This is a genomic window from Kluyvera sp. NPDC087067 (genome assembly GCF_044745165.1).
GTDB lineage: Bacteria > Pseudomonadota > Gammaproteobacteria > Enterobacterales > Enterobacteriaceae > Kluyvera.
On sequence record NZ_JBIUZS010000006.1, the window covers coordinates 63,385 to 85,343 of the forward strand.

General features: G+C 55.8%; 20 protein-coding genes. 11 read left to right on the top strand and 9 right to left on the bottom strand.

The genetic code is table 11. From position 1 onward, the window contains the following. Nucleotides 1-37: 37 nt before the first annotated feature. Nucleotides 38-460, bottom strand: a complete 423-nt coding sequence (gene rraB, locus ACIPDS_RS15885) for a ribonuclease E inhibitor RraB (protein WP_166516663.1) — start codon at nt 458-460, stop codon at nt 38-40. 95 nt (nt 461-555) lie between these two features. Between rraB and ACIPDS_RS15890 the strand changes: the two genes are divergently transcribed. Together ACIPDS_RS15890 and argF are read left to right on the top strand one after the other, a co-directional pair. Next, nucleotides 556-651 carry a hypothetical protein gene (locus ACIPDS_RS15890; RefSeq protein WP_400737753.1) on the top strand — a complete coding sequence of 32 codons (96 nt, stop codon included), beginning with the start codon at nt 556-558 and terminating at the stop codon, nt 649-651. After that, nucleotides 621-1,625, top strand: coding sequence for an ornithine carbamoyltransferase (argF, locus tag ACIPDS_RS15895; RefSeq protein WP_400737756.1), 1,005 nt, complete (start codon nt 621-623; stop codon nt 1,623-1,625). The genes ACIPDS_RS15890 and argF overlap by 31 nt, the downstream gene beginning before the upstream one ends. Nucleotides 1,626-1,907: 282 nt before the next feature. On the opposite strand, the gene ACIPDS_RS15900 is transcribed toward argF, so the two are convergent. Next, on the bottom strand, nt 1,908-2,360 hold the full coding sequence (locus ACIPDS_RS15900; protein WP_400737759.1) for a YhcH/YjgK/YiaL family protein: 453 nt from the start codon (nt 2,358-2,360) through the stop codon (nt 1,908-1,910). Nucleotides 2,361-2,620: 260 nt separating this feature from the next. Here ACIPDS_RS15900 and ACIPDS_RS15905 point away from each other — a divergent pair, with 260 nt between their 5' ends. The 4 genes from ACIPDS_RS15905 (at nt 2,621) to ridA (ending at nt 4,634) form a co-directional block, all read left to right on the top strand. Then, complete coding sequence (locus ACIPDS_RS15905; protein WP_072351778.1) at nt 2,621-2,725, top strand: pyrBI operon leader peptide; 105 nt, start codon at nt 2,621-2,623, stop codon at nt 2,723-2,725. Nucleotides 2,726-2,761: 36 nt separating this feature from the next. Then, entirely contained in the window at nt 2,762-3,694 is a 933-nt protein-coding gene (pyrB, locus tag ACIPDS_RS15910; RefSeq protein WP_400737763.1) for an aspartate carbamoyltransferase, read from the top strand. An 18-nt stretch (nt 3,695-3,712) separates the two neighbouring features. Next, complete coding sequence (pyrI, locus tag ACIPDS_RS15915) at nt 3,713-4,174, top strand: aspartate carbamoyltransferase regulatory subunit (RefSeq protein ID WP_062777849.1); 462 nt, start codon at nt 3,713-3,715, stop codon at nt 4,172-4,174. Nucleotides 4,175-4,247: 73 nt separating this feature from the next. After that, entirely contained in the window at nt 4,248-4,634 is a 387-nt protein-coding gene (gene ridA, locus ACIPDS_RS15920; RefSeq protein WP_062777803.1) for a 2-iminobutanoate/2-iminopropanoate deaminase, read from the top strand. A 172-nt stretch (nt 4,635-4,806) separates the two neighbouring features. Here ridA and mgtA read toward each other — a convergent pair whose 3' ends face one another. Both mgtA and mgtL read right to left on the bottom strand, forming a co-directional pair. After that, nucleotides 4,807-7,515: a magnesium-translocating P-type ATPase gene (mgtA, locus tag ACIPDS_RS15925; RefSeq protein ID WP_400737767.1), complete on the bottom strand. Its 2,709-nt coding sequence runs from the start codon at nt 7,513-7,515 to the stop codon at nt 4,807-4,809. Nucleotides 7,516-7,661: 146 nt separating this feature from the next. Further along, the gene (gene mgtL, locus ACIPDS_RS15930) at nt 7,662-7,712 is read right to left on the bottom strand and encodes a mgtA regulatory leader peptide MgtL (protein ID WP_122983162.1); all 51 of its coding nucleotides are present in this window, start codon (nt 7,710-7,712) and stop codon (nt 7,662-7,664) included. 155 nt (nt 7,713-7,867) lie between these two features. Here mgtL and treR point away from each other — a divergent pair, with 155 nt between their 5' ends. The 5 genes from treR (at nt 7,868) to nrdG (ending at nt 15,493) form a co-directional block, all read left to right on the top strand. Beyond that, nucleotides 7,868-8,815, top strand: a complete 948-nt coding sequence (treR, locus tag ACIPDS_RS15935) for a trehalose operon repressor TreR (RefSeq protein ID WP_400737770.1) — start codon at nt 7,868-7,870, stop codon at nt 8,813-8,815. Between the two features lie 192 nt (nt 8,816-9,007). Continuing rightward, a complete protein-coding gene (gene treB, locus ACIPDS_RS15940; protein ID WP_400737773.1) occupies nt 9,008-10,429 on the top strand; it encodes a PTS trehalose transporter subunit IIBC in 1,422 nt (473 codons plus the stop codon). 56 nt (nt 10,430-10,485) lie between these two features. Then, nucleotides 10,486-12,129 carry an alpha,alpha-phosphotrehalase gene (gene treC / locus ACIPDS_RS15945; RefSeq protein ID WP_400737776.1) on the top strand — a complete coding sequence of 548 codons (1,644 nt, stop codon included), beginning with the start codon at nt 10,486-10,488 and terminating at the stop codon, nt 12,127-12,129. A gap of 384 nt (nt 12,130-12,513) precedes the next feature. Continuing rightward, nucleotides 12,514-14,652, top strand: coding sequence for an anaerobic ribonucleoside-triphosphate reductase (nrdD, locus tag ACIPDS_RS15950; RefSeq protein WP_400737779.1), 2,139 nt, complete (start codon nt 12,514-12,516; stop codon nt 14,650-14,652). A gap of 376 nt (nt 14,653-15,028) precedes the next feature. Further along, nucleotides 15,029-15,493: an anaerobic ribonucleoside-triphosphate reductase-activating protein gene (gene nrdG / locus ACIPDS_RS15955; RefSeq protein ID WP_400737781.1), complete on the top strand. Its 465-nt coding sequence runs from the start codon at nt 15,029-15,031 to the stop codon at nt 15,491-15,493. Between the two features lie 16 nt (nt 15,494-15,509). On the opposite strand, the gene ACIPDS_RS15960 is transcribed toward nrdG, so the two are convergent. From ACIPDS_RS15960 to ACIPDS_RS15980, 5 genes are all read right to left on the bottom strand, one after another. Then, on the bottom strand, nt 15,510-17,420 hold the full coding sequence (locus ACIPDS_RS15960) for a BglG family transcription antiterminator (RefSeq protein WP_400737783.1): 1,911 nt from the start codon (nt 17,418-17,420) through the stop codon (nt 15,510-15,512). 22 nt (nt 17,421-17,442) lie between these two features. After that, the gene (locus ACIPDS_RS15965; RefSeq protein ID WP_400737785.1) at nt 17,443-18,594 is read right to left on the bottom strand and encodes a lactonase family protein; all 1,152 of its coding nucleotides are present in this window, start codon (nt 18,592-18,594) and stop codon (nt 17,443-17,445) included. 195 nt (nt 18,595-18,789) lie between these two features. Beyond that, nucleotides 18,790-19,527, bottom strand: coding sequence for a KDGP aldolase family protein (locus tag ACIPDS_RS15970; protein WP_400737787.1), 738 nt, complete (start codon nt 19,525-19,527; stop codon nt 18,790-18,792). After that, the gene (locus ACIPDS_RS15975; RefSeq protein ID WP_400737789.1) at nt 19,524-20,642 is read right to left on the bottom strand and encodes a DgaE family pyridoxal phosphate-dependent ammonia lyase; all 1,119 of its coding nucleotides are present in this window, start codon (nt 20,640-20,642) and stop codon (nt 19,524-19,526) included. The genes ACIPDS_RS15970 and ACIPDS_RS15975 overlap by 4 nt, the downstream gene beginning before the upstream one ends. Beyond that, entirely contained in the window at nt 20,626-21,759 is a 1,134-nt protein-coding gene (locus ACIPDS_RS15980; protein WP_400737792.1) for an amidohydrolase/deacetylase family metallohydrolase, read from the bottom strand. Before ACIPDS_RS15980 ends, ACIPDS_RS15975 begins: the two co-directional genes overlap by 17 nt. Nucleotides 21,760-21,959: the final 200 nt, after the last annotated feature.

The window sequence follows — 21,959 nt, forward strand, 5'->3', positions numbered from 1 at the left end:
CTACGGCAGCGAGCGCTGCCGTAGGGAACCAGATAACTTAGTGGCGCACACCATCGTCGTCTTCGTCGACTTCATCTTCGTCTTCGTCGTCGCCTTCTTCGCCGTTAGGATCTTCGTAGTAGGTGCCCCAACCGTCGTACTCCACTTCGAATTTCTCAGCCAGGTTCATCAGTTGCTCAACCTGCGCATCGATGAGATCCGCGTTCAGCGCACACTCGCTCAGAATATCGCAGCAGATGACGGTCTCGCCTTCTTCCACTTCCAGCTCTTCCGGCTCAGTCACTTCATAACCCATCTTGAACGCTTCCACCGCTGCTTTTTCCAGGGTTTCAAAATCGTCCGCAGAAAGGTGGTGCTCAATGGTGTAGAGCGCGTCGGGATCGCTACCGTCTTCCAGCAGTTCTTCAATGATCAGACGTGTTTCTTCACGCTGTTCTTCCAGGTGTTCTGCGTTTGCCATGACTCGTTCCTCGTAATGTGGCTGATACTCTTATTGTCACATACCGCCGCCATTGCCTCCACCTTTCCGATAAAGATTTGTTATCGGGGTTGCAAATGAATATTCATACATATAAAGTGAATTTTAATTCAATAAGTGGCTTGAGCCAGGTGAGGGAAAAATGTCTACTCTGTATAAAAAGCATTTCTTAAAACTACTCGATTTTACCCCTGCAGAAATCACCACGCTGCTGCAACTCGCGGCAAAACTAAAAGCGGATAAAAAGAACGGCACGGAGTCGCCAAACCTGACCGGTAAAAACATCGCGCTCATCTTCGAAAAAGACTCAACCCGTACACGATGCTCTTTCGAAGTTGCCGCATACGATCAGGGCGCGCGCGTCACTTATCTTGGATCCAGCGGCAGCCAGATTGGCCATAAAGAGTCGATTAAGGACACCGCCCGCGTACTGGGCCGGATGTATGACGGTATTCAGTATCGTGGTTATGGTCAGGAGATCGTCGAAACGCTGGCGGAGTATGCTGGTGTTCCGGTCTGGAACGGCCTGACCGATGAATTCCACCCCACTCAGCTGCTGGCGGATTTGCTCACCATGCAGGAGCATCTGCCGGGGAAAGCCTTCAACGAAATGACGCTGGTGTATGCTGGCGACGCGCGTAACAACATGGGTAATTCTATGCTGGAAGCGGCGGCGTTAACTGGTATCGATTTGCGTCTGGTCGCCCCGCAGGAATGTTGGCCGGAAGCGAGTCTGGTGGCGGAATGCAAAGCGCTGGCGCAGAAAAATGGCGGTAACGTGACGCTGACCGAAGATATTGCCGCAGGCGTGAAAGGCGCGGACTTTATCTATACCGATGTGTGGGTGTCGATGGGGGAAGCCAAAGAGAAATGGGCGGAGCGTATTGCCCTGCTGCGTGGTTATCAGGTTAATAGCGCGATGATGAAGCTGACCGGTAACCCACAGGTCAAATTCCTGCACTGCCTGCCTGCATTCCATGACGATCAGACGACGCTTGGCAAGAAAATGGCGGCGGAGTACGGCATGCATGGCGGGATGGAAGTGACCGATGAGGTCTTTGAATCGGCGGCGAGCGTCGTGTTCGATCAGGCCGAAAACCGGATGCATACCATCAAAGCGGTGATGGTCGCGACGCTGAGTAAATGAGCTCATCAGAGACACCGGGAGTTCCCGGAGTCGGTGCTGTCGCACCTCGTCCGGGCTACAAATGCGGTTGTAGGCCGGATAAGGCGTAGCCGCCATCCGGCAATGTACGCGGTTATGCCTGATGGCGCTGTGCTTATCAGGCCTACCGGCTGGTGTAGGCCGGATAAGGCGTAGCCGCCATCCGGCAATGTGCGCGGTTATGCCTGATGGCGCTGTGCTTATCAGGCCTACCGGCTGGTGTAGGCCGGATAAGGCATAGCCGCCATCCGGCACCTCACACCGTCAGGCGACCAGCAGTTTAATCACCGCTTTGCGCACTTTCGCAGGCTGTCCCACGGCGCACAGCGGTTTGTGCACTTCACCCGGGTAGAAGACCACGAAGTCACCTTCGCTCATCACCACCATTTTTTCCTGCCCGCCTTCCGGCAGAAACGCGATGTCTTTATCCGCCAGCCAGTCGGTGTCCGGCTTGCCCGCGGGCAGCACGCTGAATGACATCCCTTCCTGGCCCTTCAGGACTACCTGAATATCGAGATAACGCGCGTGATATTCAGCGCGGCGCTCGGCAAACGGCTCGGTCATATTTTCAGAGATAAGATAAAACAGACGGTTACCGTCGATATCGTATTTCCCTTCCGGCGTCTCATCGGTGACGTTGGCCTGAAGATGGACAATCGCCTGACGCAGTTCTTCCGGCAGCCATGACTGCAGGTGATGGATGTTGCCAATGATCATGATGACTCCACAAATAAAACAATGTTTCAATTTTAAGTTGTTATACGTAAAATCGCATTACCATACCAGTACTTTTTATCATGACTCTCCGCGTCTGCCGCTCTGGCGCACACTTTGCGCCGTTTCCTTCATCGAATTTAAATTCACCCTGACCCACTACCCATTCAATGAGAATCGTTTTCGTCGATTAAAATGTGAATTCCCCCCTTGATTGCCGGATAAAGCTGCGTATAATTCCGCTCCGTTTGCCAGGAGGAAATATGGTTCAGTGTGTACGACATCGCGTCCTACCGCGTCTGAAAACAGACGCTGGCCTGCCGTTTTTCCTTTCCGTTGCATCCGTATTCGTAAAGCCCCTTATTTAAGGGGCTTTTTTTTTGCGCCGTCGTCAGGAGATAACCATGGCTAATCCGCTGTATCAAAAACACATCATTTCCATAAACGATCTCAGCCGCGAAGACCTTGAGTTGGTTTTGGCGACCGCCGCTAAACTGAAAGCGAATCCACAGCCGGAGCTGCTTAAGCACAAGGTTATCGCCAGCTGCTTCTTCGAGGCCTCGACGCGTACCCGCCTCTCTTTTGAAACCTCAATGCATCGCTTAGGGGCGAGCGTGGTCGGTTTCTCCGACAGCGCCAACACCTCATTGGGCAAAAAAGGGGAAACTCTGGCGGATACCATTTCAGTCATCAGCACCTACGTCGACGCTATCGTCATGCGCCATCCGCAGGAAGGTGCGGCGCGTCTGGCTACCGAGTTCTCAGGCGGTATTCCGATTCTGAACGCGGGCGACGGCGCCAACCAGCATCCAACCCAGACCTTGCTCGACCTGTTCACCATTCTGGAAACTCAGGGCCGCCTGGAAAACCTCAACATCGCCATGGTCGGCGACCTGAAATATGGCCGTACCGTCCACTCATTAACCCAGGCGTTGGCCAAATTTAACGGCAACCGCTTCTACTTCATCGCCCCGGATGCGCTGGCGATGCCGCAGTACATTCTCGATATGCTCGATGAAAAAGGGATCGTCTGGAGCCTGCACAGCGCCATTGATGAAGTGATGGCTGAGGTCGATATTCTGTATATGACCCGCGTACAAAAAGAGCGCCTCGACCCGTCCGAATACGCCAACGTGAAGGCGCAGTTCGTACTGCGTGCCGCAGACCTCGAAGGCGCGCGCGACAACATGAAGGTGCTGCATCCGCTGCCGCGCATTGATGAGATCACCACCGATGTCGATAAAACGCCGCACGCCTGGTACTTCCAGCAGGCCGGTAACGGTATCTTCGCCCGCCAGGCGTTACTGGCACTGGTACTCAATAGCGAACTGGCTTAAGTAAGGGAGGAAATGACGATGACACACGACAATAAATTGCAGGTGGAAGCCATTAACCGTGGCACCGTAATTGACCATATCCCGGCGCAGGTCGGCTTTAAGCTGCTGACGCTGTTCAAACTGACCGAAACCGATCAGCGCATCACCATCGGTCTGAACCTGCCGTCAGGCGAAATGGGCCGTAAAGACCTGATTAAAATCGAAAATACCTTCCTGACCGATGAACAAGTTAACCAACTGTCGCTGTATGCCCCACAGGCGACGGTAAACCGCATCGACAACTATGAAGTGGTGGGAAAATCTCGCCCAAGCCTGCCGGAGCGCATTGAACGCGTGCTGGTATGCCCGAACAGTAACTGTATCAGCCATGCTGAGCCGGTTTCGTCGAGCTTTGCAGTGAAAAAACGCGCCGATGACATTGCACTCAAATGCAAATACTGTGAAAAAGAGTTTTCTCATTATGTGGTGCTGGCCAACTAATTGCGGTTGGTATTGAAATGTGGCCTCTCTATAATGGCTAACACCTTATTATTGCAGTTCATCTGGAGATATCATGAGCAAGACTATTGCGACGGAAAAAGCACCAGCCGCTATCGGCCCATACGTTCAGGGCGTTGACCTGGGCAGCATGGTTATTACTTCCGGTCAGATCCCGGTTGATCCGAAAACCGGTAGCGTAGCGGACGACGTGTCCGCTCAGGCTCGCCAGTCACTGGAAAACGTGAAAGCGATCGTTGAAGCTGCCGGCCTGAAAGTGGGCGATATCGTTAAAACGACCGTTTTCGTGAAAGATTTGAATGATTTCGCGACCGTTAACGCCACCTATGAAGCGTTCTTCACCGAGCACAATGCCACCTTCCCAGCGCGTTCTTGCGTTGAAGTGGCCCGTTTGCCGAAAGATGTGAAGATTGAAATTGAAGCGATTGCCGTGCGTCGCTAATTAGACGCAGTATGAAGAAAGGGCAGCCGATGGCTGCCTTTTTTGTTTTTGTGCGGCGGGTTTCCCGGCGGCGCTGCGCCTGATCGGGCGACAAAGGTGCACGAAATCCGGGGGCGACAAACATGCACGAACGTAGCCCGGCCAAGCGCAGCGCCGCCGGGGCCCTCACCGATCACTGCCAGCCGTAACGACGGGTAAAGAACCCTTTCACCATCTGCGTGAAGGTCATGTAACCCACCAGAATCGCCACCAGCCACGGGAAGTAGCTTAACGGCAGCGCTTCGAGTTGCAGATAGCCTGCCAGCGGTGAAAACGGCAGTGCGATACCGACCATCATCACCAGCAGCGTCATAACAAACAGCGGCCACGCTGCGCGGCTTTGGACGAACGGAATGCGGCGAGTACGGATCATATGCACAATCAGCGTCTGCGACAGCAGCCCTTCGATGAACCAGCCGGACTGGAACAGCGTCTGCATTTCCGGGGTATTCGCCTTAAATGCCCACCACATCAGGCAGAAAGTCAGAATGTCGAAAATAGAGCTTATCGGCCCGAAGAACACCATAAAGCGTCCTAAATCTGCCGGATTCCAGCGCTGCGGCTTTTGAATCTGCTCGTCATCAACGTTATCAAACGGCAGCGCCACCTGAGACACATCGTACAGCAGGTTCTGAATCAGTAAGTGTAACGGCAGCATTGGCAGGAACGGCAGGAAGGCGCTCGCCACCAGGACGCTGAAAACATTACCGAAGTTAGAACTGGCAGTCATTTTGATGTACTTAAGCATGTTCGAGAAGGTACGACGTCCTTCAATCACGCCCTCTTCCAGCACCATCAGGCTTTTTTCCAGCAGGATGATATCGGCCGCTTCACGGGCGATATCCACCGCACCGTCGACGGAAATACCAATATCCGCGGCGCGCAGCGCTGGAGCGTCGTTAATGCCGTCGCCCATAAAGCCCACCACGTGCCCTTCGCGTTTGAGCAGGGTCACAATGCGCTCTTTATGCATTGGCGTCAGACGGGCAAACAGCGTGGTGCGCTGGGCAAGCTTCGCCAGTTCGTCGTCGCTCAGCTGTTCAATGTCGCTACCAACAATCACTTCTCCCGCATCGAGCCCCACTTCATGACACACTTTTGCCGCCACCAGCTCGCTGTCACCGGTCAAAATTTTGACCGTAATGCCGCTAGCCTTCAGCGCTTTCAGCGCCGGTGCGGTGGTCTCTTTTGGTGGATCGAGGAAGGCAATATAGCCTTCGAGGATCAGGTCGGACTCATCAATGCGCTGATAATCCCCTTCCCGCGCAGGCAGGAATTTACTCGCCACAGCGACCACGCGCAGCCCCTGATGGTTCAGGGTATCGGTAACGCACTTGATGCGGCGCAGCATGGTGACGTCCAGCGGAACGATTTCGCCGTTGTGATACACCTGGGTACAGACGTTGAGGATCTCCTGCAACGCGCCTTTGCAGATGAGCTTATGCGCATCCGGCGTTTTGCTTACCACCACCGACATACGGCGACGTTCGAAATCAAACGGGATCTCATCCACCTTCTGCCAGTCGCTGGAGAGCCGACGAGCCGCCCCTTCATCCACGCCTTCCAGCACCGCCGTATCAAGCAGGTTTTTCAGCCCGGTCTGGTAGTGGCTGTTAAGCCACGCGGTTTGCAGCACGCGCTCGCTGACCTTACCGGAAACGTCGGTATGGTTTTCCAGCACGATTTTATCCTGGGTCAGGGTTCCGGTTTTATCGGTGCACAGGATATCCATCGCGCCAAAGTTCTGGATGGCATCAAGATGCTTAACGATAACCTTCTGTTTGGACAGCTTCACCGCCCCGCGCGCCAGCGTTGAGGTGACGATCATCGGCAGCATTTCCGGCGTCAGGCCGACGGCGACGGAGAGGGCAAACAGCGCCGCCTCCCACCAGTCGCCTTTGGTGAAGCCGTTAATCAGCAGCACAATTGGCGCCATCACTAACATAAAGCGGATCAACAACATGCTGACGCGGCTGATGCCTTTCTGGAAGGCGTTCGGTTCGCTTTCCTGCTCGCTGACCCGGCCCGCCAGTTGACCAAACCAGGTGTTCGCCCCGGTGGCAATTACCATTGCTTGCGCCGTGCCGCTCACCACGTTGGTGCCCATAAAGCACAGGGTGTCACACTCGAGCGGATTGCTTTGGTTCGGTTCGCGGGTTTTCGCGACCTTCTCCACCGGCAGCGATTCGCCGGTTAATGACGCCTGGGCAATAAACAGATCGCGCGCCTGAATCACACGCAGGTCGGCGGGGATCATATCCCCGGCGGCAAGCTTAACTATATCGCCCGGCACCAGTTGGTCGATAGGCAGTTCAACCCAACCGCTCTCGCCCTTATCGTTGATGACGCGTAGCACCGTGGCGGTGTTGCTCACCATCGCTTTCAGGGTATCCGCGGCTTTGGTCGAGCGCGCTTCCTGGACGAAATTCAGCAGCGTGGAAATACCCACCATCAGTACGATAACCCCTGCCGCGAACAGGTCTTCCGTGGCGTAGGAAACCGCCGCCAGCACGGTCAGCAGGATATTGAACGGGTTGCGGTAGCACAGCCACAGATGCACCCACCACGGCTGCGGCTGTTGTGCGGGCAGTTGGTTTTCACCGTGAAGTGCGCGCGCCTGTTCAACCTCAGCGGCGTTAAGCCCTTCGGGGTGCGTATTAAAGGTCTGCCACAGCTCCTGCTCGCTCAACTGCGCCATTTTCAGGCAGTGCTCGCTCAGCGATGACGGAATGGGCGTGCTGGCGACGCTTTGTTGAGACGGCATTGGGTCGCGCTGAATCAGACGATGCGGTAAGTGACGGCTAAGCTGTGCAAACAGCTGCCGGGTAAAGTTTTTCAGCATACATAGTCCCTCGCAGCCGCAAAAAGCGGCCGCAGTCTGCCTTACGGGCACAGAAAATCTGCACCTTACAGGCGCTTAATTTTTAACGCAGGGACATACATTGGAATGTCACTGCCTCACAAATCGGTAAGGCAGTGAAAACTGACTTACCGGAAAGTTACTCTCCAGCGGGAGAGAGGGGTGGGATCGGGATCCATAACGCCTCCGGTAAGGAAATAGGGAAAAATCGCCGCGAATTATACGGAGAAAATTTCAAGTTGTGTGACAATTAGGGCGATATAATAACGGCAAGCAATTCAACGATACGTAAACCATCAGGTTTTACGAAAAAATAATTACACGGGGCAACTACATGGATAATCGGCTGACCATCAAAGATATCGCTCGTTTGAGCGGCGTCGGTAAATCAACCGTGTCCCGTGTTCTCAATAATGAGAGCGGCGTCAGCGAACGCACCCGCGAACGCGTGGAAGCCGTGATGTTGCAGCAAGGCTTCTCCCCTTCCCGCTCGGCGCGCGCGATGCGTGGGCAAAGTGATAAAGTGGTAGCGATTATCGTTACCCGTCTGGATTCGCTATCGGAAAATCTTGCCGTCCAGACCATGCTGCCGGCGTTTTATGATCAGGGCTACGACCCGATTATGATGGAGAGCCAGTTCTCGCCGGAGAAGGTGGTCGAACATCTGGCGATGCTCAGACGCCGTAACATTGACGGTATTGTTCTGTTTGGTTTTACCGGTATCACCGACGAGATGCTCGCTAACTGGCAGTCCACGCTGGTTCTGATGGCCCGTGACGCCAGCGGGTTTACCTCGGTCTGTTACGACGATACAGGGGCAATTACCCAACTGATGCAGCGACTATTAGAACAGGGCCATCGCCACATCAGTTTCCTCGGCGTTCCGACAAGCGATGTCACCACCGGTCAGCGTCGTCATGATGCTTATCAGGCTTTTTGTCAGCAACACTCGCTGACGCCGGTTGCCGCTTTACCGGGGCTGGCCATGAAGCAAGGCTACGACTATGCGGGCCGGGTGATTACCCCCGAAACCACGGCGCTCATCTGCGCCACCGACACGCTGGCACTGGGGGCCAGCAAATACCTTCAGGAGCGACGTATCGATAACGTCCAGCTCGCCAGCGTCGGTAATACCCCTCTCACCAAGTTCCTGCACCCGGAAATTATCACCGTCGATCCCGGCTATGCCGAGGCTGGACGCCGCGCCGCAGAACAGCTCATCGCCCAAATCAGCGGCAAAAGCGAACCGCTGCAGATAGTGATCCCCGCAATCCTGGCCTAAGCTAATATCAGCTTTAATGTGATCGTCGCAACGTTTCGGGAACGTTCCCATTTTCCCAAAAACGTAAACCCGGTACGCTAATGTTCAGCGTAATAACTACGGTTTTGATCCTGAGTCCGTCAGTCTGCCAGAGAAAAGCAGTCTGAAGTGGCGGGTATCGAAGAGATCTCACCTCTGTTTTAAGGCCCTATAATGAGCAAAAAAATAGAACAACAGAACATCGATAAACTTATCGAGCTGGTGGGCGGACGCGATAACATCGCCACCGTCAGCCACTGCATCACGCGTCTGCGCTTCGTGCTAAACGATCCGGCGAAAGCCAATCCGAAAGCCATTGAAGAGCTGCCGATGGTTAAAGGTTGCTTTACCAACGCCGGTCAGTTCCAGGTGGTTATCGGCACCGAAGTGGGCGATTACTATCAGGCGCTGCTCGCCACCACCGGGCAAAAGTCGGCGGACAAAGAGCAGGCAAAACTGGCGGCGCGCCAGAATATGAAATGGCACGAGCAGATGATTTCCCACTTCGCGGAAATCTTCTTCCCGCTGCTGCCAGCGCTTATCAGCGGGGGTTTGATCTTAGGCTTCCGTAACGTTATCGGCGACTTGCCGATGAGCAACGGTCAGACGCTGGCGCAAATGCACCCGTCGCTGCAAACCGCCTATGACTTCTTATGGCTAATCGGTGAGGCGATCTTCTTCTATCTGCCGGTGGGTATCTGCTGGTCTGCGGTGAAGAAAATGGGCGGCACGCCGATTCTCGGTATTGTGCTCGGCGTCACCCTGGTGTCACCTCAGCTAATGAACGCCTATCTGCTGGGTCAGCAGGTGCCTGAAGTGTGGAACTTCGGCCTGTTCACTATCGCTAAAGTCGGCTATCAGGCGCAGGTTATTCCCGCCCTGCTTGCCGGTCTGACCTTAGGCTTTATTGAAACACGTCTGAAACGCATCGTGCCGGACTATCTTTATCTGGTTATCGTGCCGGTCTGTTCGCTTATCCTCGCGGTGTTCCTCGCGCACGCCATTATCGGCCCGTTCGGCCGCTGGATTGGCGATGGCGTCGCGTTTGCCGTGCGTCACCTGCTGACCGGTAGCTTCGCCCCAATTGGCGCGGCGCTGTTTGGCTTCCTGTATGCGCCGCTGGTGATTACCGGCGTACACCAGACCACGCTGGCGATTGATATGCAGATGATCCAGAGCATGGGCGGCACCCCGGTGTGGCCAATGATTGCCCTGTCGAACATCGCGCAGGCCTCGGCGGTCGTCGGCATCATCATTTGCAGCCGCAAAGCGAAAGAACGTGAAATTTCCGTTCCTGCTGCGATCTCCGCCTATCTTGGCGTCACCGAACCGGCGATGTACGGGATTAACCTGAAGTACCGCTTCCCAATGCTGTGCGCCATGGTAGGTTCCGGTATTGCGGGTCTGCTGTGCGGTCTGTACGGCGTACTGGCGAACGGTATCGGTGTAGGCGGTCTGCCGGGCATTCTGTCAATTAAACCGACTTTCTGGGGCGTTTACAGCGTTGCGATGATCATCTCCATCGTCGTGCCAATCATTCTGACCATGATGGTGTACAAGCGTAAGCAGAAACAGGGCACGCTGCCGGTCATGTAAATCTCACCTTGTTTGGGGCGCAATTGCGCCCCTTCTCCTTCTTCAAGGAAAATTCTATGAATACACTTCCTCATTGGTGGCAAAACGGTGTCATCTACCAGATTTATCCAAAGAGTTTCCAGGACACTACTGGCAGCGGTACGGGAGATCTGCGCGGCGTGACTTCTCGCCTGGATTACCTGCAAAAGCTGGGGGTCGACGCTATCTGGCTGACGCCGTTCTACGTTTCGCCTCAGATCGATAATGGCTATGACATTGCCGACTACACCACTATCGATCCGTCTTACGGTACGCTCGACGACTTTGACCAGCTGGTTGCCGAAGCGCGCAAGCGCGGCATCCGCATCGTGCTGGATATGGTGCTGAACCATACTTCCACCCATCATGCCTGGTTTAAAGAGTCGCTCAAAAAAGACAGTCCTTATCGCCAGTTCTATATCTGGCGTGATGGCACCCCGGAAACGCCGCCGAACAACTGGCGTTCAAAATTTGGCGGCAGCGCCTGGCAGTGGGACGCCGCCAGCGGGCAATACTATTTGCACCTTTACGCGACCGAACAAGGCGATCTCAACTGGGAAAATCCGGTAGTTCGCGATGAACTGAAAAAGGTTTGTGAGTTCTGGGCCGATCGTGGCGTTGACGGCCTGCGCCTTGATGTCATCAACGTTATCTCAAAAGACCAATCCTTCCCGAATGACGACCGGGGCGATGGCCGCCGCTTCTATACCGACGGCCCACGCGCCCACGAATTCCTGCAAGAGTTCAGCCGCGAGGTATTTACGCCACGGGGATTAATGACCGTTGGCGAGATGTCGTCGACGTCGCTTGAACACTGCCAGCAGTACGCGTCGCTGGACGGCAAAGAGCTGTCGATGACCTTTAACTTCCATCACCTCAAGGTGGACTACCCCGGCGGCGAGAAGTGGGTGTTAGCGCGCCCGGACTTTGTGGCGTTAAAAGCGCTGTTCAGCCACTGGCAGCAGGGGATGCACAACCGGGCGTGGAACGCGCTGTTCTGGTGTAACCACGACCAGCCGCGCATTGTTTCACGCTTTGGCAAAGAGGGTGAACACCGCGTCCACGCCGCGAAAATGCTGGCGATGGTGCTGCACGGGATGCAGGGCACGCCGTACATCTATCAGGGTGAAGAAATCGGCATGACCAATCCGCATTTTGCGAAGATTGAGCAATATCGCGATGTAGAAAGCCACAATATGTATAACGAGCTATTAGCTAAGGGGCAGAGTCCAGACGAGCTGCTGGCCATTCTCGCGACGAAATCGCGCGATAACAGCCGCACGCCGATGCAGTGGGATGCTAGCCCGAACGCAGGCTTCACCGCGGGCGAACCGTGGATTGGCACTTGCGATAACTACGCCGACATTAACGTCGAGCAGGCGCTGGCCGACCCTGATTCGGTGTTCTATGCCTATCAGCAGCTGATTGCGCTGCGTAAATCTCAGTCGGTGCTGACCTGGGGAGATTATCAGGATCTGCTGCCTGAACATCCGTCGCTGTGGTGCTATCGCCGTCAGCATGAGGGGCAGACTCTGCTGGTTGTCGCCAACCTCAGCGACGAGCCGCAGGATTGGCAACCGCCAGCAGGTTACAGCGATGGGGAGGTGCTGATGAGCAACTACGACACCCCAGCCGGCATGACGCTGCGTCCGTTTGAAGCTATCTGGTGGCTTCAGGGCTAAACCCATGGCCCGGCGGCGCAGTGCTGCCGGGCCTGTCGAGATTATGCAATTTCCAGTTCATTTTTGCGTAATTATTGCGCAACACAATTTACATTTCCCGCAACGCCTGCCATCTGTACTCTTGCATTTTTACTTTGTTCTGAATCAATAAAATTGCAAACATCTTTGGTGCAAAGCACTACATATAGAACTTAAAATGCTTCCCGGCCCAATATATGGTATTTATCGGCTATCATTGCAACAACAAGAATCACGAAAATGGTAGTGGGTATGTGGATAACCTGGGCCGCGAGTGCGGGAAAGTATTGGTGACTGGCGCTATTACGCCAATCCACCTTTTCCGGCCTCTGTGGATAACCTGTTCTTATAAATAATGGAGTGATCATGACACCGCATGTGATGAAACGAGATGGCTGTAAAGTGCCATTCAAATCAGAGCGCATTCAAGAAGCTATTCTACGTGCAGCTAAAGCAGCGGGAGTCGATGACGCAGATTATTGCGCCACCGTCGCAGCAATCGTAAGCCAACAAATGCAGGACCAACCGCAGGTCGATATCAACGAAATTCAAACCGCCGTTGAGAACCAGCTGATGTCCGGGCCGTACAAGCAGCTGGCCCGTTCTTATATCGAATATCGCCACGACCGCGACAGCCAGCGTGAAAAACGCGGCCGCCTGAACCAGGAAATTCGCGGTCTGGTTGAGCAGACCAACTCGGCGTTGCTGAACGAAAACGCCAACAAAGACAGTAAAGTGATCCCAACCCAGCGCGATCTGCTGGCGGGTATCGTCGCCAAACACTACGCGCGCCAGCACCTGCTGCCGCATGACGTGGTGATGGCGCACGAGCGTGGGATGATCCACTATCACGACCTCGACTACTCCCCATTCTTCCCGATGTTCAACTGTATGCTTATCGATCTGAAAGGCATGCTGACGCAGGGCTTTAAGATGGGGAACGCGGAAATCGAGCCGCCTAAATCGATCTCGACCGCCACCGCGGTGACCGCGCAGATTATCGCGCAGGTTGCCAGCCACATTTATGGTGGCACCACCATCAACCGTATCGATGAAGTGCTCGCGCCGTTCGTCACCGAGAGCTTTAAAAAGCACAGTAAAACCGCAGAAGAGTGGCAGATCCCGAACGCCAAAGAGTACGCGCTTTCTCGCACCGAGAAAGAGTGCTACGACGCCTTCCAGTCGCTGGAGTATGAAGTGAATACGCTGCATACCGCCAACGGTCAGACGCCGTTCGTGACCTTTGGTTTCGGTCTGGGCACCAGCTGGGAATCCCGTCTGATTCAGCAGTCTATTCTGCGTAACCGCATCGCGGGTCTGGGTAAAAACCGTAAAACGGCGGTGTTCCCGAAACTGGTCTTCGCTATTCGCGACGGCCTGAACCACAAGCCGGGCGATGCCAACTACGACATCAAACAGCTGGCGCTGGAGTGCGCGAGCAAGCGCATGTACCCGGATATCCTCAACTACGATCAGGTGGTGAAGGTAACCGGTTCGTTCAAAACGCCAATGGGCTGCCGCAGCTTCCTCGGCGTGTGGGAAAACGAAGACGGCGAGCAGGTACACGATGGGCGTAACAACCTCGGCGTGATTAGCCTCAACCTGCCGCGTATTGCGCTGGAAGCTAAGGGCGATGAAGCCGCATTCTGGGCGCTGCTGGACGAGCGTTTGCTGCTGGCGCGTAAAGCGCTGATGACGCGTATTGCGCGTCTGGAAGGCGTGAAAGCGCGCGTGGCGCCAATCCTCTATATGGAAGGCGCCTGCGGCGTGCGTCTGAAAGCCGACGACGACGTGTCTGAAATCTTCAAAAACGGCCGTGCGTCTATCTCGTTGGGCTATATCGGTATTCACGAAACGATCAATGCGCTGTTCGGCAACAGCCATATGTACGACAGCGAAATGCTGCGTGAAAAAGGTGTCGCCATCGTCCAGCGTCTGCGTGATGCCGTTGACCAGTGGAAAGACGAAACCGGCTACGGTTTCAGCCTGTACAGCACGCCAAGCGAAAACCTGTGCGACCGTTTCTGCCGCCTGGATACCGCCGAGTTTGGTTTAGTGGAAGGCGTGACCGACAAAGGTTACTACACCAACAGCTTCCACCTTGACGTGGAGAAGAAGGTGAACCCGTACGACAAAATCGATTTTGAAGCGGCCTATCCACCAATCGCTAACGGCGGCTTCATTTGCTACGGCGAGTATCCAAACATTCAGCACAACCTGAAAGCGCTGGAAGACGTGTGGGATTACAGCTACAAACATGTGCCTTACTACGGCACCAACACGCCAATCGATGAGTGCTACGAGTGCGGATTTACCGGTGAGTTTGAGTGCACCAGCAAAGGCTTCACCTGCCCGAAATGCGGCAACCACGACGCCGCGCGCGTCTCCGTGACCCGTCGCGTATGCGGTTACCTCGGCAGCCCGGATGCCCGTCCGTTCAACGCCGGTAAGCAAGAAGAAGTGAAGCGCCGTGTGAAACACCTGGGTAATGAGCAGCTCGGTTAAGCTCGAGCGTTTGCTCCCTCACCCTAACCCTCTCCCCGCAGGGGAGAGGGAACCGTTCATAGCGCATTGCACTCTCGTAGCCCGGCCGAGCGCCGCGACGCCGGGGAATTCCCGGAGTCGGCGTAAACGCCTCGTCCGGGCTGCACCCCGTAGGCCTGATAAGCGCAGCGCCATCAGGCAAACCGGAGCTGATTGCCGGATGGCAGCGTTGCCTTATCCGGCCTACAACTGCTACAAGCCTCCCACTCGTTTTTCGCGAAGCAATTAACGTCAGAACAAGGCGGCAAGCGAAGGAATCCCTGGGAGCTTACATAAGTCAGTGACCAGGGTGAGTGAGTGCGGCCAACGCAGTTATGGCGTTAATTGAGAAGCGAAAATGAATTACCACCAGTATTATCCGGTTGATATCGTCAATGGCCCCGGCACGCGCTGCACGCTGTTTGTTTCAGGCTGCGTTCACGAATGCCCCGGCTGTTACAACAAGAGCACCTGGCGCGTTAACTCCGGCCAGCCGTTCACTGCTGAGATGGCAGACCGTATCATCGCCGACCTGAACGATACCCGCGTTAAACGTCAGGGGATTTCGCTTTCCGGCGGTGACCCGCTGCACCCGCAAAACGTGCCGGAGATTTTGAAACTGGTGCAACGCATCCACGCCGAATGCCCCGGCAAAGATATCTGGGTGTGGACAGGCTACAAGCTGGACGAGCTAAACGCGGCGCAGATGGAGGTGGTGAACCTCATCAACGTGCTGGTTGACGGTAAGTTCGTGCAGGACTTAAAAGACCCGGCGCTTATCTGGCGCGGAAGCAGCAATCAGGTTGTCCATCACCTGCGATAATCTCCACGTCAGCCGTTCAAAATCGGCTGACGCACTCCATCGCCATCGTTTTAAATTCAGCAAAACTTCGGGTCGCGGCAAGCCGAGTCATGGCGCGTTCGCGCAGGAAAGTGACGAAAATATCATAGATCGCCATCGCCTCTTCATATTCGCTTTTACTGATCGCCAGCAGGAAGATGATGTGAGCAGTCTCATCGCCCCAGGCAATGCCGTCGGGAGCGATAACGGTGTAGACCACCGTCTTTTTCGCCAGTAATCCCAGCGCGTGCGGCAGCGCGATGCCATCGCCCAGCATGGTGCTGACAATGGCTTCACGTTCCACCACCGAATCATAGAATTCAATACCGACAAAACCTTCTGACTCAAGCTGCTGGCAGAGTTCGGCAAACAGGGTTTGCTGGGTCATGGAGGCATCCACCACCCGGAAGTGCGCTTCGTCAAAGTACTTGTTCAGCATAAACGGACGGGTGCGATCGACCAGGACCAGCTTACCGATTTGATCCAGTTGATAGTCGGTGGGGAACGGCGCGATGGTCACAATGGGCTTATCTTTTTCGCTGATGCGCGCCGTCGAGATCACAAAATCTTCTGCAACCCCTTCAAGCTGTTCGTATTCACGCTGGGAGAGCGTCGCCGCTATCTCAATCTGCGGGTATTTGCGCTGCAATATCGCTTCAATCATCCGCGCCATCGCGTTACCCGCGTCGCATACCAGCAGCACCTTCGGCTGGCGCTGATAGCCAATGTTGTAGTGACGCTCCAGGCCGACACCAATGTGCAGCACCAGGAAACCAATTTCGTTTTCGCTTATCGCATACGGCGTATATTTTCCCCAGCTTGAGACCGCCGCCAGCGTCATATCCCACGCCATCGGGTAGTGCTGTTTAATGTTATCGAGCAGCGGATTGGGGATCATTATTTGGTAGCGCACGCGGGTGATCATGGTTTTGATATGGGTGAGCAAGTCGGCATGCAGCTGGGCATCTTCCAGCAGGTTGTAGTTATACTGCTGATTGATGTAACGCAGGATGTAGTTAACCAGCGCCTCGTCATCGTCGGCGCTGATGGTGCCCGGATCCACCTCCTGCACCTGACGCGCCGCAATGTGCACGCACAGCCACTCTTCTTCCGCCGCAGAGAACGGTTTTCCCGCCAGACGCTGCAGTTCACCGGCAACATCATGCGCCACATCGCGGACGTTTTGCGCCACGTCCTCTGCGCGAAAGTCCACCAGCGGAAACCCCTCACTGACGCGACGCGTCACCACCGCGCCATACAGGCAGATAAAGCGCTCGCCCGCGTCGGTCAAGCGCACCTGATGACGCGTTAAAATGTCCTGCAATCCCCCTTCCAGCTTTGATAGCACGCGACTATCAAAGGCCTCTTCACGGATAAGCGGGTTCAGCGCCCCCTGCTGGCTCAGCTCCCATAAAAGATCGGTCAGGCAGGCGCGAATCGACACTTCACTGCCAAAGAGCTTCATACCGTGACGCGGACGCGTCTCCAGCGTCAGCTGATAACGTGCAAAACGCTCGCGCACATCGACCATATCGCTCTGTAGTGTGGCTCGGCTGATAAACCATTCATCGGCTAAATCTTCAAGCTTGATGGAAAACGCCGAGGTCAGAAAACGCACCAGCAAAAAGGCGATACGATCCTGGCCGGTTCGTGGGATAGGCTGCGGCTTCGGCGCCGTCTCTTCCAGCGTCTGATAGCGGGAAGGATCGTCGATTTTCAACTGATATCCGTTGCCGCGGCTCAGCACAAACTGGGCGCCGTATTGCATCAACAGCGCGTTTAACGCGGTGATATCGGCGCGAACGGTACGGGTTGAGACCGACAGCCGCTGCGCCAGTTCATCCTGGGGCAGCGTTTCGTTTTGCAGCAGGCTAAAGAGTTGCGCTAAACGTTGGTTGGGAAATCGCATGTCGGTTCCTTCATTTTACGGCTTAAGGTTTGGCAGAAATCACCATCTGGGACGGGCTGCCGACCGGTGTATAGTCCGGCGAGAATGTCAGCTTGCCGTCGTCAGGCGCGACGCGAAAGCGGGTGATATTGTCACTGCGCTGATTCATGACGTATAGCCAACGGCCTTGATTATCCAGCGTTAAGGTTCTTGGATAATCCCCGCGCGTCCAGACTTCATCCTGACGGCTCAGGCTGCCGTCGGCCATAACGCTAAAGTGGGCGATGCTGTTATGCAGGCGGTTGGCGACATAAAGCTGTTTGCCATCCGGGCTTAACACCAGGCCGGAGGCAAAGCTGGTGCCCTTGTAACCTTCAGGCAAGGTCGATACGGTCTGGCCTTCACGCAGCAGACCGCTAGTTTTGTCGAGGTGATAAAACGTCAGCGTAGACGCCTCTTCGTTTACCAGCCACAGTCCGTCACCTGCCGGGGTAAAGGCAAAGTGACGCGGCCCGGCGCCCGCCGACGAAGCGGCGATAAACGGCGGGTCGTTCGGCGTCAGCTTGCCGCTGGCGTTGTCGATGCGGTACTGATAAATCCGGTCAAGCCCGAGGTCTGTGGCGTAGACAAACTGCCCGCTGGGATCGGCGGAAATCATATGCGCATGCGGGCTGCTGTGGCCGCTGATGGCGAAACTGCCTTCCACCGCAGCCTCCGGGCGCGCGGCACCGGTCGGGCCGCTATCCTGATGGACATCGACCGCGTCACCGAGGCTGCCATCGTCTTTCACCGGCAGCACCGCCACCGAGCCGCTGACGTAGTTTGCCACCAGCAGATGGCCGCCGTTCGGCGTTAGGGAGAGAAATACCGGGCCTGCCCCCGCGGAGGCCACCTGATTCAGGCTGGTCAACTCGCCCTCATGACCAATACTCCATGCCTGCACCACGCCCTGATCCACTTCACTGGCGGCGTAGAGCGTTTTGCCATCGTGCGAAACGGTCAGCTGCGCGACGTCCGGGAGTGAGCCTACCAGGGTTTTGTTATGCAGTTCACCGGTTTTTTCATCCACGATAAAACGATACAGGCCTTGCCCGTTAGGGTTGTAGGTGCCCACCCAGGCGTACTGCGTTTGCGCGACGGCGCTGGCAGCGAGCAGGGAGAGTGAGGCGGCAAGCAGGTGGTGAGCGGTGTGCATGGTGACTCCTTGGTGGTTTAGTGCGCGTTGTTTCCCCTCACCCCGGCCCTCTCCCCAAAGGGGCGAGGGAGAAAACCAGCGCGATCCGTCCCCTCTCCCCCTATTGGACGAGAGAGAAAACCATACGTGCCCGTTGCACGATCGGTCCCCTCTCCCCGGTGGGGAGAGGGTTAGGGTGAGGGGCAACCAACCGCACTACATTAATTTTTTCGTCATCTCCAGCAGCTGACGCACATCACCCGGACGCGTATTACCGCTGGCCTTATCAATAATTGAACTATAGATATGGGGGATGATTTTGCTAACTCCAGCATCCAGAGCAATTTTCACAATCTCACTGTAGTTTTCGAGATCAATCCCGCCCGTCGGCTCCAGCCAGAAATCATGACGCGCACAGGCCTGCGCCACCGCAATAAACTCGTCGCGATGCTTCAACCCGCCCATCGGGAAGTACTTGATTGAGCTACCGCCCATATCTTTGAGCAGCGCAATCGCGGTTTCCAGCGGCACGATGCCGTCCGGCGCGGTGCTGGAAAGCGGGCCGGTGGAGATTTTAACCATCCCAACCGTGCCGGTCGGGGAAACCAGACCGTTCACCACCGTCTCGTTTTGCCCCAACAGCGCGCGGCTGGTAGCCACACCGGTGAACACCTGGTTCACATGCTGCGGCTGCACCTGGCGGGAAATCTCGCTCACCACCGCCGACTGATTCGGGTCGCCCGCGCCCAGTCCCACGGACAGCGCATTATCAATGAGCTGCGCATACTCGCGCATATCGGCAACGGCAGTGCCCACATCCGGGTAGTTTTTGGAGAGCACGCCAACCAGCACATGACCTTCCGCTGCCGCGTAAATTTCACGGGCATTATCCTTGCTGCCTGCCAGCACGTTCAGGCAAACGCGGTCACGGTAAAAATTAGGGGTCAGTTTCATGCGGTTTTCTCCTTGTTTAGAACTTCAGCAATACGGCGAGCGACAATCTCCAGCTGCTGCGCATCAACGCTGCGCACATCGGCTTCAATAATGCCCTCGTTGGCCTTATAGCCACGGAAGTAGATGGCGTATTCGCCCTGCTTGAGCGCGTTAACTAGCTCGCCGGTGGCGACGCCGGTGACGGCTTCATCAAATTTGATTTCAGCACGCGCAATGTCGCGCCCGGCGCTATCCCACACCACGCGAGCGGTCACGCCGTTTAAGGTGTTGAGTTGTTCAATAAACGGGGTCATTTTCGCCACCATCTCATCGCCGCTCTCTTTACGTGCGGTCAGATAATGTTCGATGGCGCAGGTCAGACCGAGAATGCCTTCCTTACCCACTTTCATGGCGCGACCAATGCCCATCGACTGGCGCTTCACCCACTCGACGTACTGGGTTTTACCAATCACCAGTCCGCTGGTTGGCCCTTCAATCGCTTTCGCGCCGCTGTAGATAACCAAATCCGCACCAACGCGGTAATAGCATTGCAGATCTTCTTCCGCCGCCGCATCGACAATCAGCGGCAAATTATGGTGGCGCGCAACCACCGCCGCCTGCTCCACGCTGAGCATACTTTTCTGCACACAGTGGTGCGATTTGATGTACAAAATCGCCGCCGTGCGCGGGGTAATCGCCGCCGCCAGCTGATCGGCGGAACATTCATTGGCGTAACCGGCTTCCACCAGCTTGCCACCGCCCAATGCCACCATGGTGCCTACCGGCGCGCCAAAGTTGACGTTGTGGCCTTTCGGCAGGACGATTTCGTTATTCTCAACCGGCGTAACGTGAAGATTCTCCAGCAGCCAGTCGCTGTCTTTCACCAGCACCGCCGCCACCGACTGGGCAATCCCCGCCGAGGCGCAGGAGACCACCGTCGCCCCTTCGACGTCCAGCAGTCGGGCAATGTAGTCGCCGGTTTTATTGACCAGGTCTTTCATCTCAAAATACTGATTCATACCCGCCAGCGCCGCTTCCACCACTTCCGGGCGCGGTGTGGACACGCCCAGCGCCGTCATGCGGCCTGAGGTATTAATGACTTGCTTTAAATTGTATTTCTCAAAAATCGAAGGCATTTTGCGCGCTCCCTTGTTCGGTCAAATAGCCCTTGCCCGCGCGAATCGCGGCAAGCGGCTGTAAGATCTTGTCAGCCTGAAGGCTCTCTTTTTCGGCATCCACCAACAGCGTTGGGGTGGATGCGACGGTAAACAGCGTGAGGTCGGCGTCATAGCCCACTTCCAGCCGCCCTTTTTTCACCAGACGCAAGCCGTCTGCGGCGTTGGCGGTGACACAGGCGATGACCTGCGGTAACGACATGCCGATGGCGAGGAATTTCGACATCACCAGCGCCAGCGAACGCACCGGGCCGTCGATACGGTTGCGGCAGTAGATATCCGAGCTGATGGTGTCTGGCAAAATCCCCATCGCAATCGCCCGACGCGCCACTTCAAAGCTGAAGCTGGCGGTGCCGTGGCCGACATCCAGACGCACGCCGCGCTGCAATGCGCGAGTGACCGCGCTTTTTAGCTCGCCGGACGGGGTCAGGATGCGGTTAGGTTTGCCGTTATAGCAGTGGGTGATGATGTCGCCTGAACTCAGCAGATCGGCAATTTCATCGAGGTTCGGCGGGTTATTGCCGATGTGCACCATCAGCGGCAGGCCGCCGTTTTCCTGCTGAATGACCTTCGCCCGCTCCAGCGGCGTTATGCCGTTTTCGCCCACCACGCTGCTGCTCATGCGCGCTTTCAGGCCGACGATAAAATCGGGATAGCGCTGCACCGCCTGCTTCACCGCATCGGCGTCGATATTGGCCATATTCGCCAGTTCATTCTGCGCAATCAGCCCGACGCGGGAGATATTGAGCAGCGCGTAAACGTCGGTCGTCGCTTTACGGGTGAGCGCATAGAAATCGTCAACGTCGTCTGCGCCGGTGCTTCCCGCGTCGATAACGGTGGTCACTCCGGTCGCGATGCCGACGCTGTCCGGCTCGTCATGATAAATCGGCGAATTCGGGTAGCAGTGGACGTGAGAATCAATCCAGCCGGCGCTGACGTAGCAGTTGCCGTCCAGCTCGACGGTTTTGCGCGCGGGGGCATCAATTTCGCCCAGCGCCGCGATTGAACCGTCCTGAATGGCGATATCAGTCAGGGTATCGTCGACAAGGCGCGCACGGCGCAGGAGTAAATCAAACATAGTTCTCTCCTGTAGAAAGGGGGGCATACAAATCACGTGCTCATGTAGGCCTGATAAGCACAGCGCCATCAGGCGTCATTGCCGGATGGCGGCTACGCCTTATCCGGCCTACAACAAGTGGTGAGCGCTCATGTAGGCCTGATAAGCGCAGCGCCATCAGGCGGCATTGCCGGATGGCGGCTACGCCTTATCCGGCCTAC

What these genes read in the sequence shown, in the direction of transcription:
- ACIPDS_RS15900 (WP_400737759.1), bottom strand. Translation starts at nt 2,360, where the DNA reads ATGATCATTGGCAACATCCATCACCTGCAGTCATGGCTGCCGGAAGAA.
- ACIPDS_RS15905 (WP_072351778.1), top strand. Translation starts at nt 2,621, where the DNA reads ATGGTTCAGTGTGTACGACATCGCGTCCTACCGCGTCTGAAAACAGAC.
- rraB (WP_166516663.1), bottom strand. Translation starts at nt 460, where the DNA reads ATGGCAAACGCAGAACACCTGGAAGAACAGCGTGAAGAAACACGTCTG.
- pyrI (WP_062777849.1), top strand. Translation starts at nt 3,713, where the DNA reads ATGACACACGACAATAAATTGCAGGTGGAAGCCATTAACCGTGGCACC.
- ACIPDS_RS15965 (WP_400737785.1), bottom strand. Translation starts at nt 18,594, where the DNA reads ATGCACACCGCTCACCACCTGCTTGCCGCCTCACTCTCCCTGCTCGCT.
- argF (WP_400737756.1), top strand. Translation starts at nt 621, where the DNA reads ATGTCTACTCTGTATAAAAAGCATTTCTTAAAACTACTCGATTTTACC.
- pyrB (WP_400737763.1), top strand. Translation starts at nt 2,762, where the DNA reads ATGGCTAATCCGCTGTATCAAAAACACATCATTTCCATAAACGATCTC.
- mgtA (WP_400737767.1), bottom strand. Translation starts at nt 7,515, where the DNA reads ATGCTGAAAAACTTTACCCGGCAGCTGTTTGCACAGCTTAGCCGTCAC.
- ridA (WP_062777803.1), top strand. Translation starts at nt 4,248, where the DNA reads ATGAGCAAGACTATTGCGACGGAAAAAGCACCAGCCGCTATCGGCCCA.
- ACIPDS_RS15960 (WP_400737783.1), bottom strand. Translation starts at nt 17,420, where the DNA reads ATGCGATTTCCCAACCAACGTTTAGCGCAACTCTTTAGCCTGCTGCAA.
- treR (WP_400737770.1), top strand. Translation starts at nt 7,868, where the DNA reads ATGGATAATCGGCTGACCATCAAAGATATCGCTCGTTTGAGCGGCGTC.
- ACIPDS_RS15975 (WP_400737789.1), bottom strand. Translation starts at nt 20,642, where the DNA reads ATGCCTTCGATTTTTGAGAAATACAATTTAAAGCAAGTCATTAATACC.
- nrdD (WP_400737779.1), top strand. Translation starts at nt 12,514, where the DNA reads ATGACACCGCATGTGATGAAACGAGATGGCTGTAAAGTGCCATTCAAA.
- treC (WP_400737776.1), top strand. Translation starts at nt 10,486, where the DNA reads ATGAATACACTTCCTCATTGGTGGCAAAACGGTGTCATCTACCAGATT.
- ACIPDS_RS15890 (WP_400737753.1), top strand. Translation starts at nt 556, where the DNA reads ATGAATATTCATACATATAAAGTGAATTTTAATTCAATAAGTGGCTTG.
- treB (WP_400737773.1), top strand. Translation starts at nt 9,008, where the DNA reads ATGAGCAAAAAAATAGAACAACAGAACATCGATAAACTTATCGAGCTG.
- ACIPDS_RS15970 (WP_400737787.1), bottom strand. Translation starts at nt 19,527, where the DNA reads ATGAAACTGACCCCTAATTTTTACCGTGACCGCGTTTGCCTGAACGTG.
- nrdG (WP_400737781.1), top strand. Translation starts at nt 15,029, where the DNA reads ATGAATTACCACCAGTATTATCCGGTTGATATCGTCAATGGCCCCGGC.
- ACIPDS_RS15980 (WP_400737792.1), bottom strand. Translation starts at nt 21,759, where the DNA reads ATGTTTGATTTACTCCTGCGCCGTGCGCGCCTTGTCGACGATACCCTG.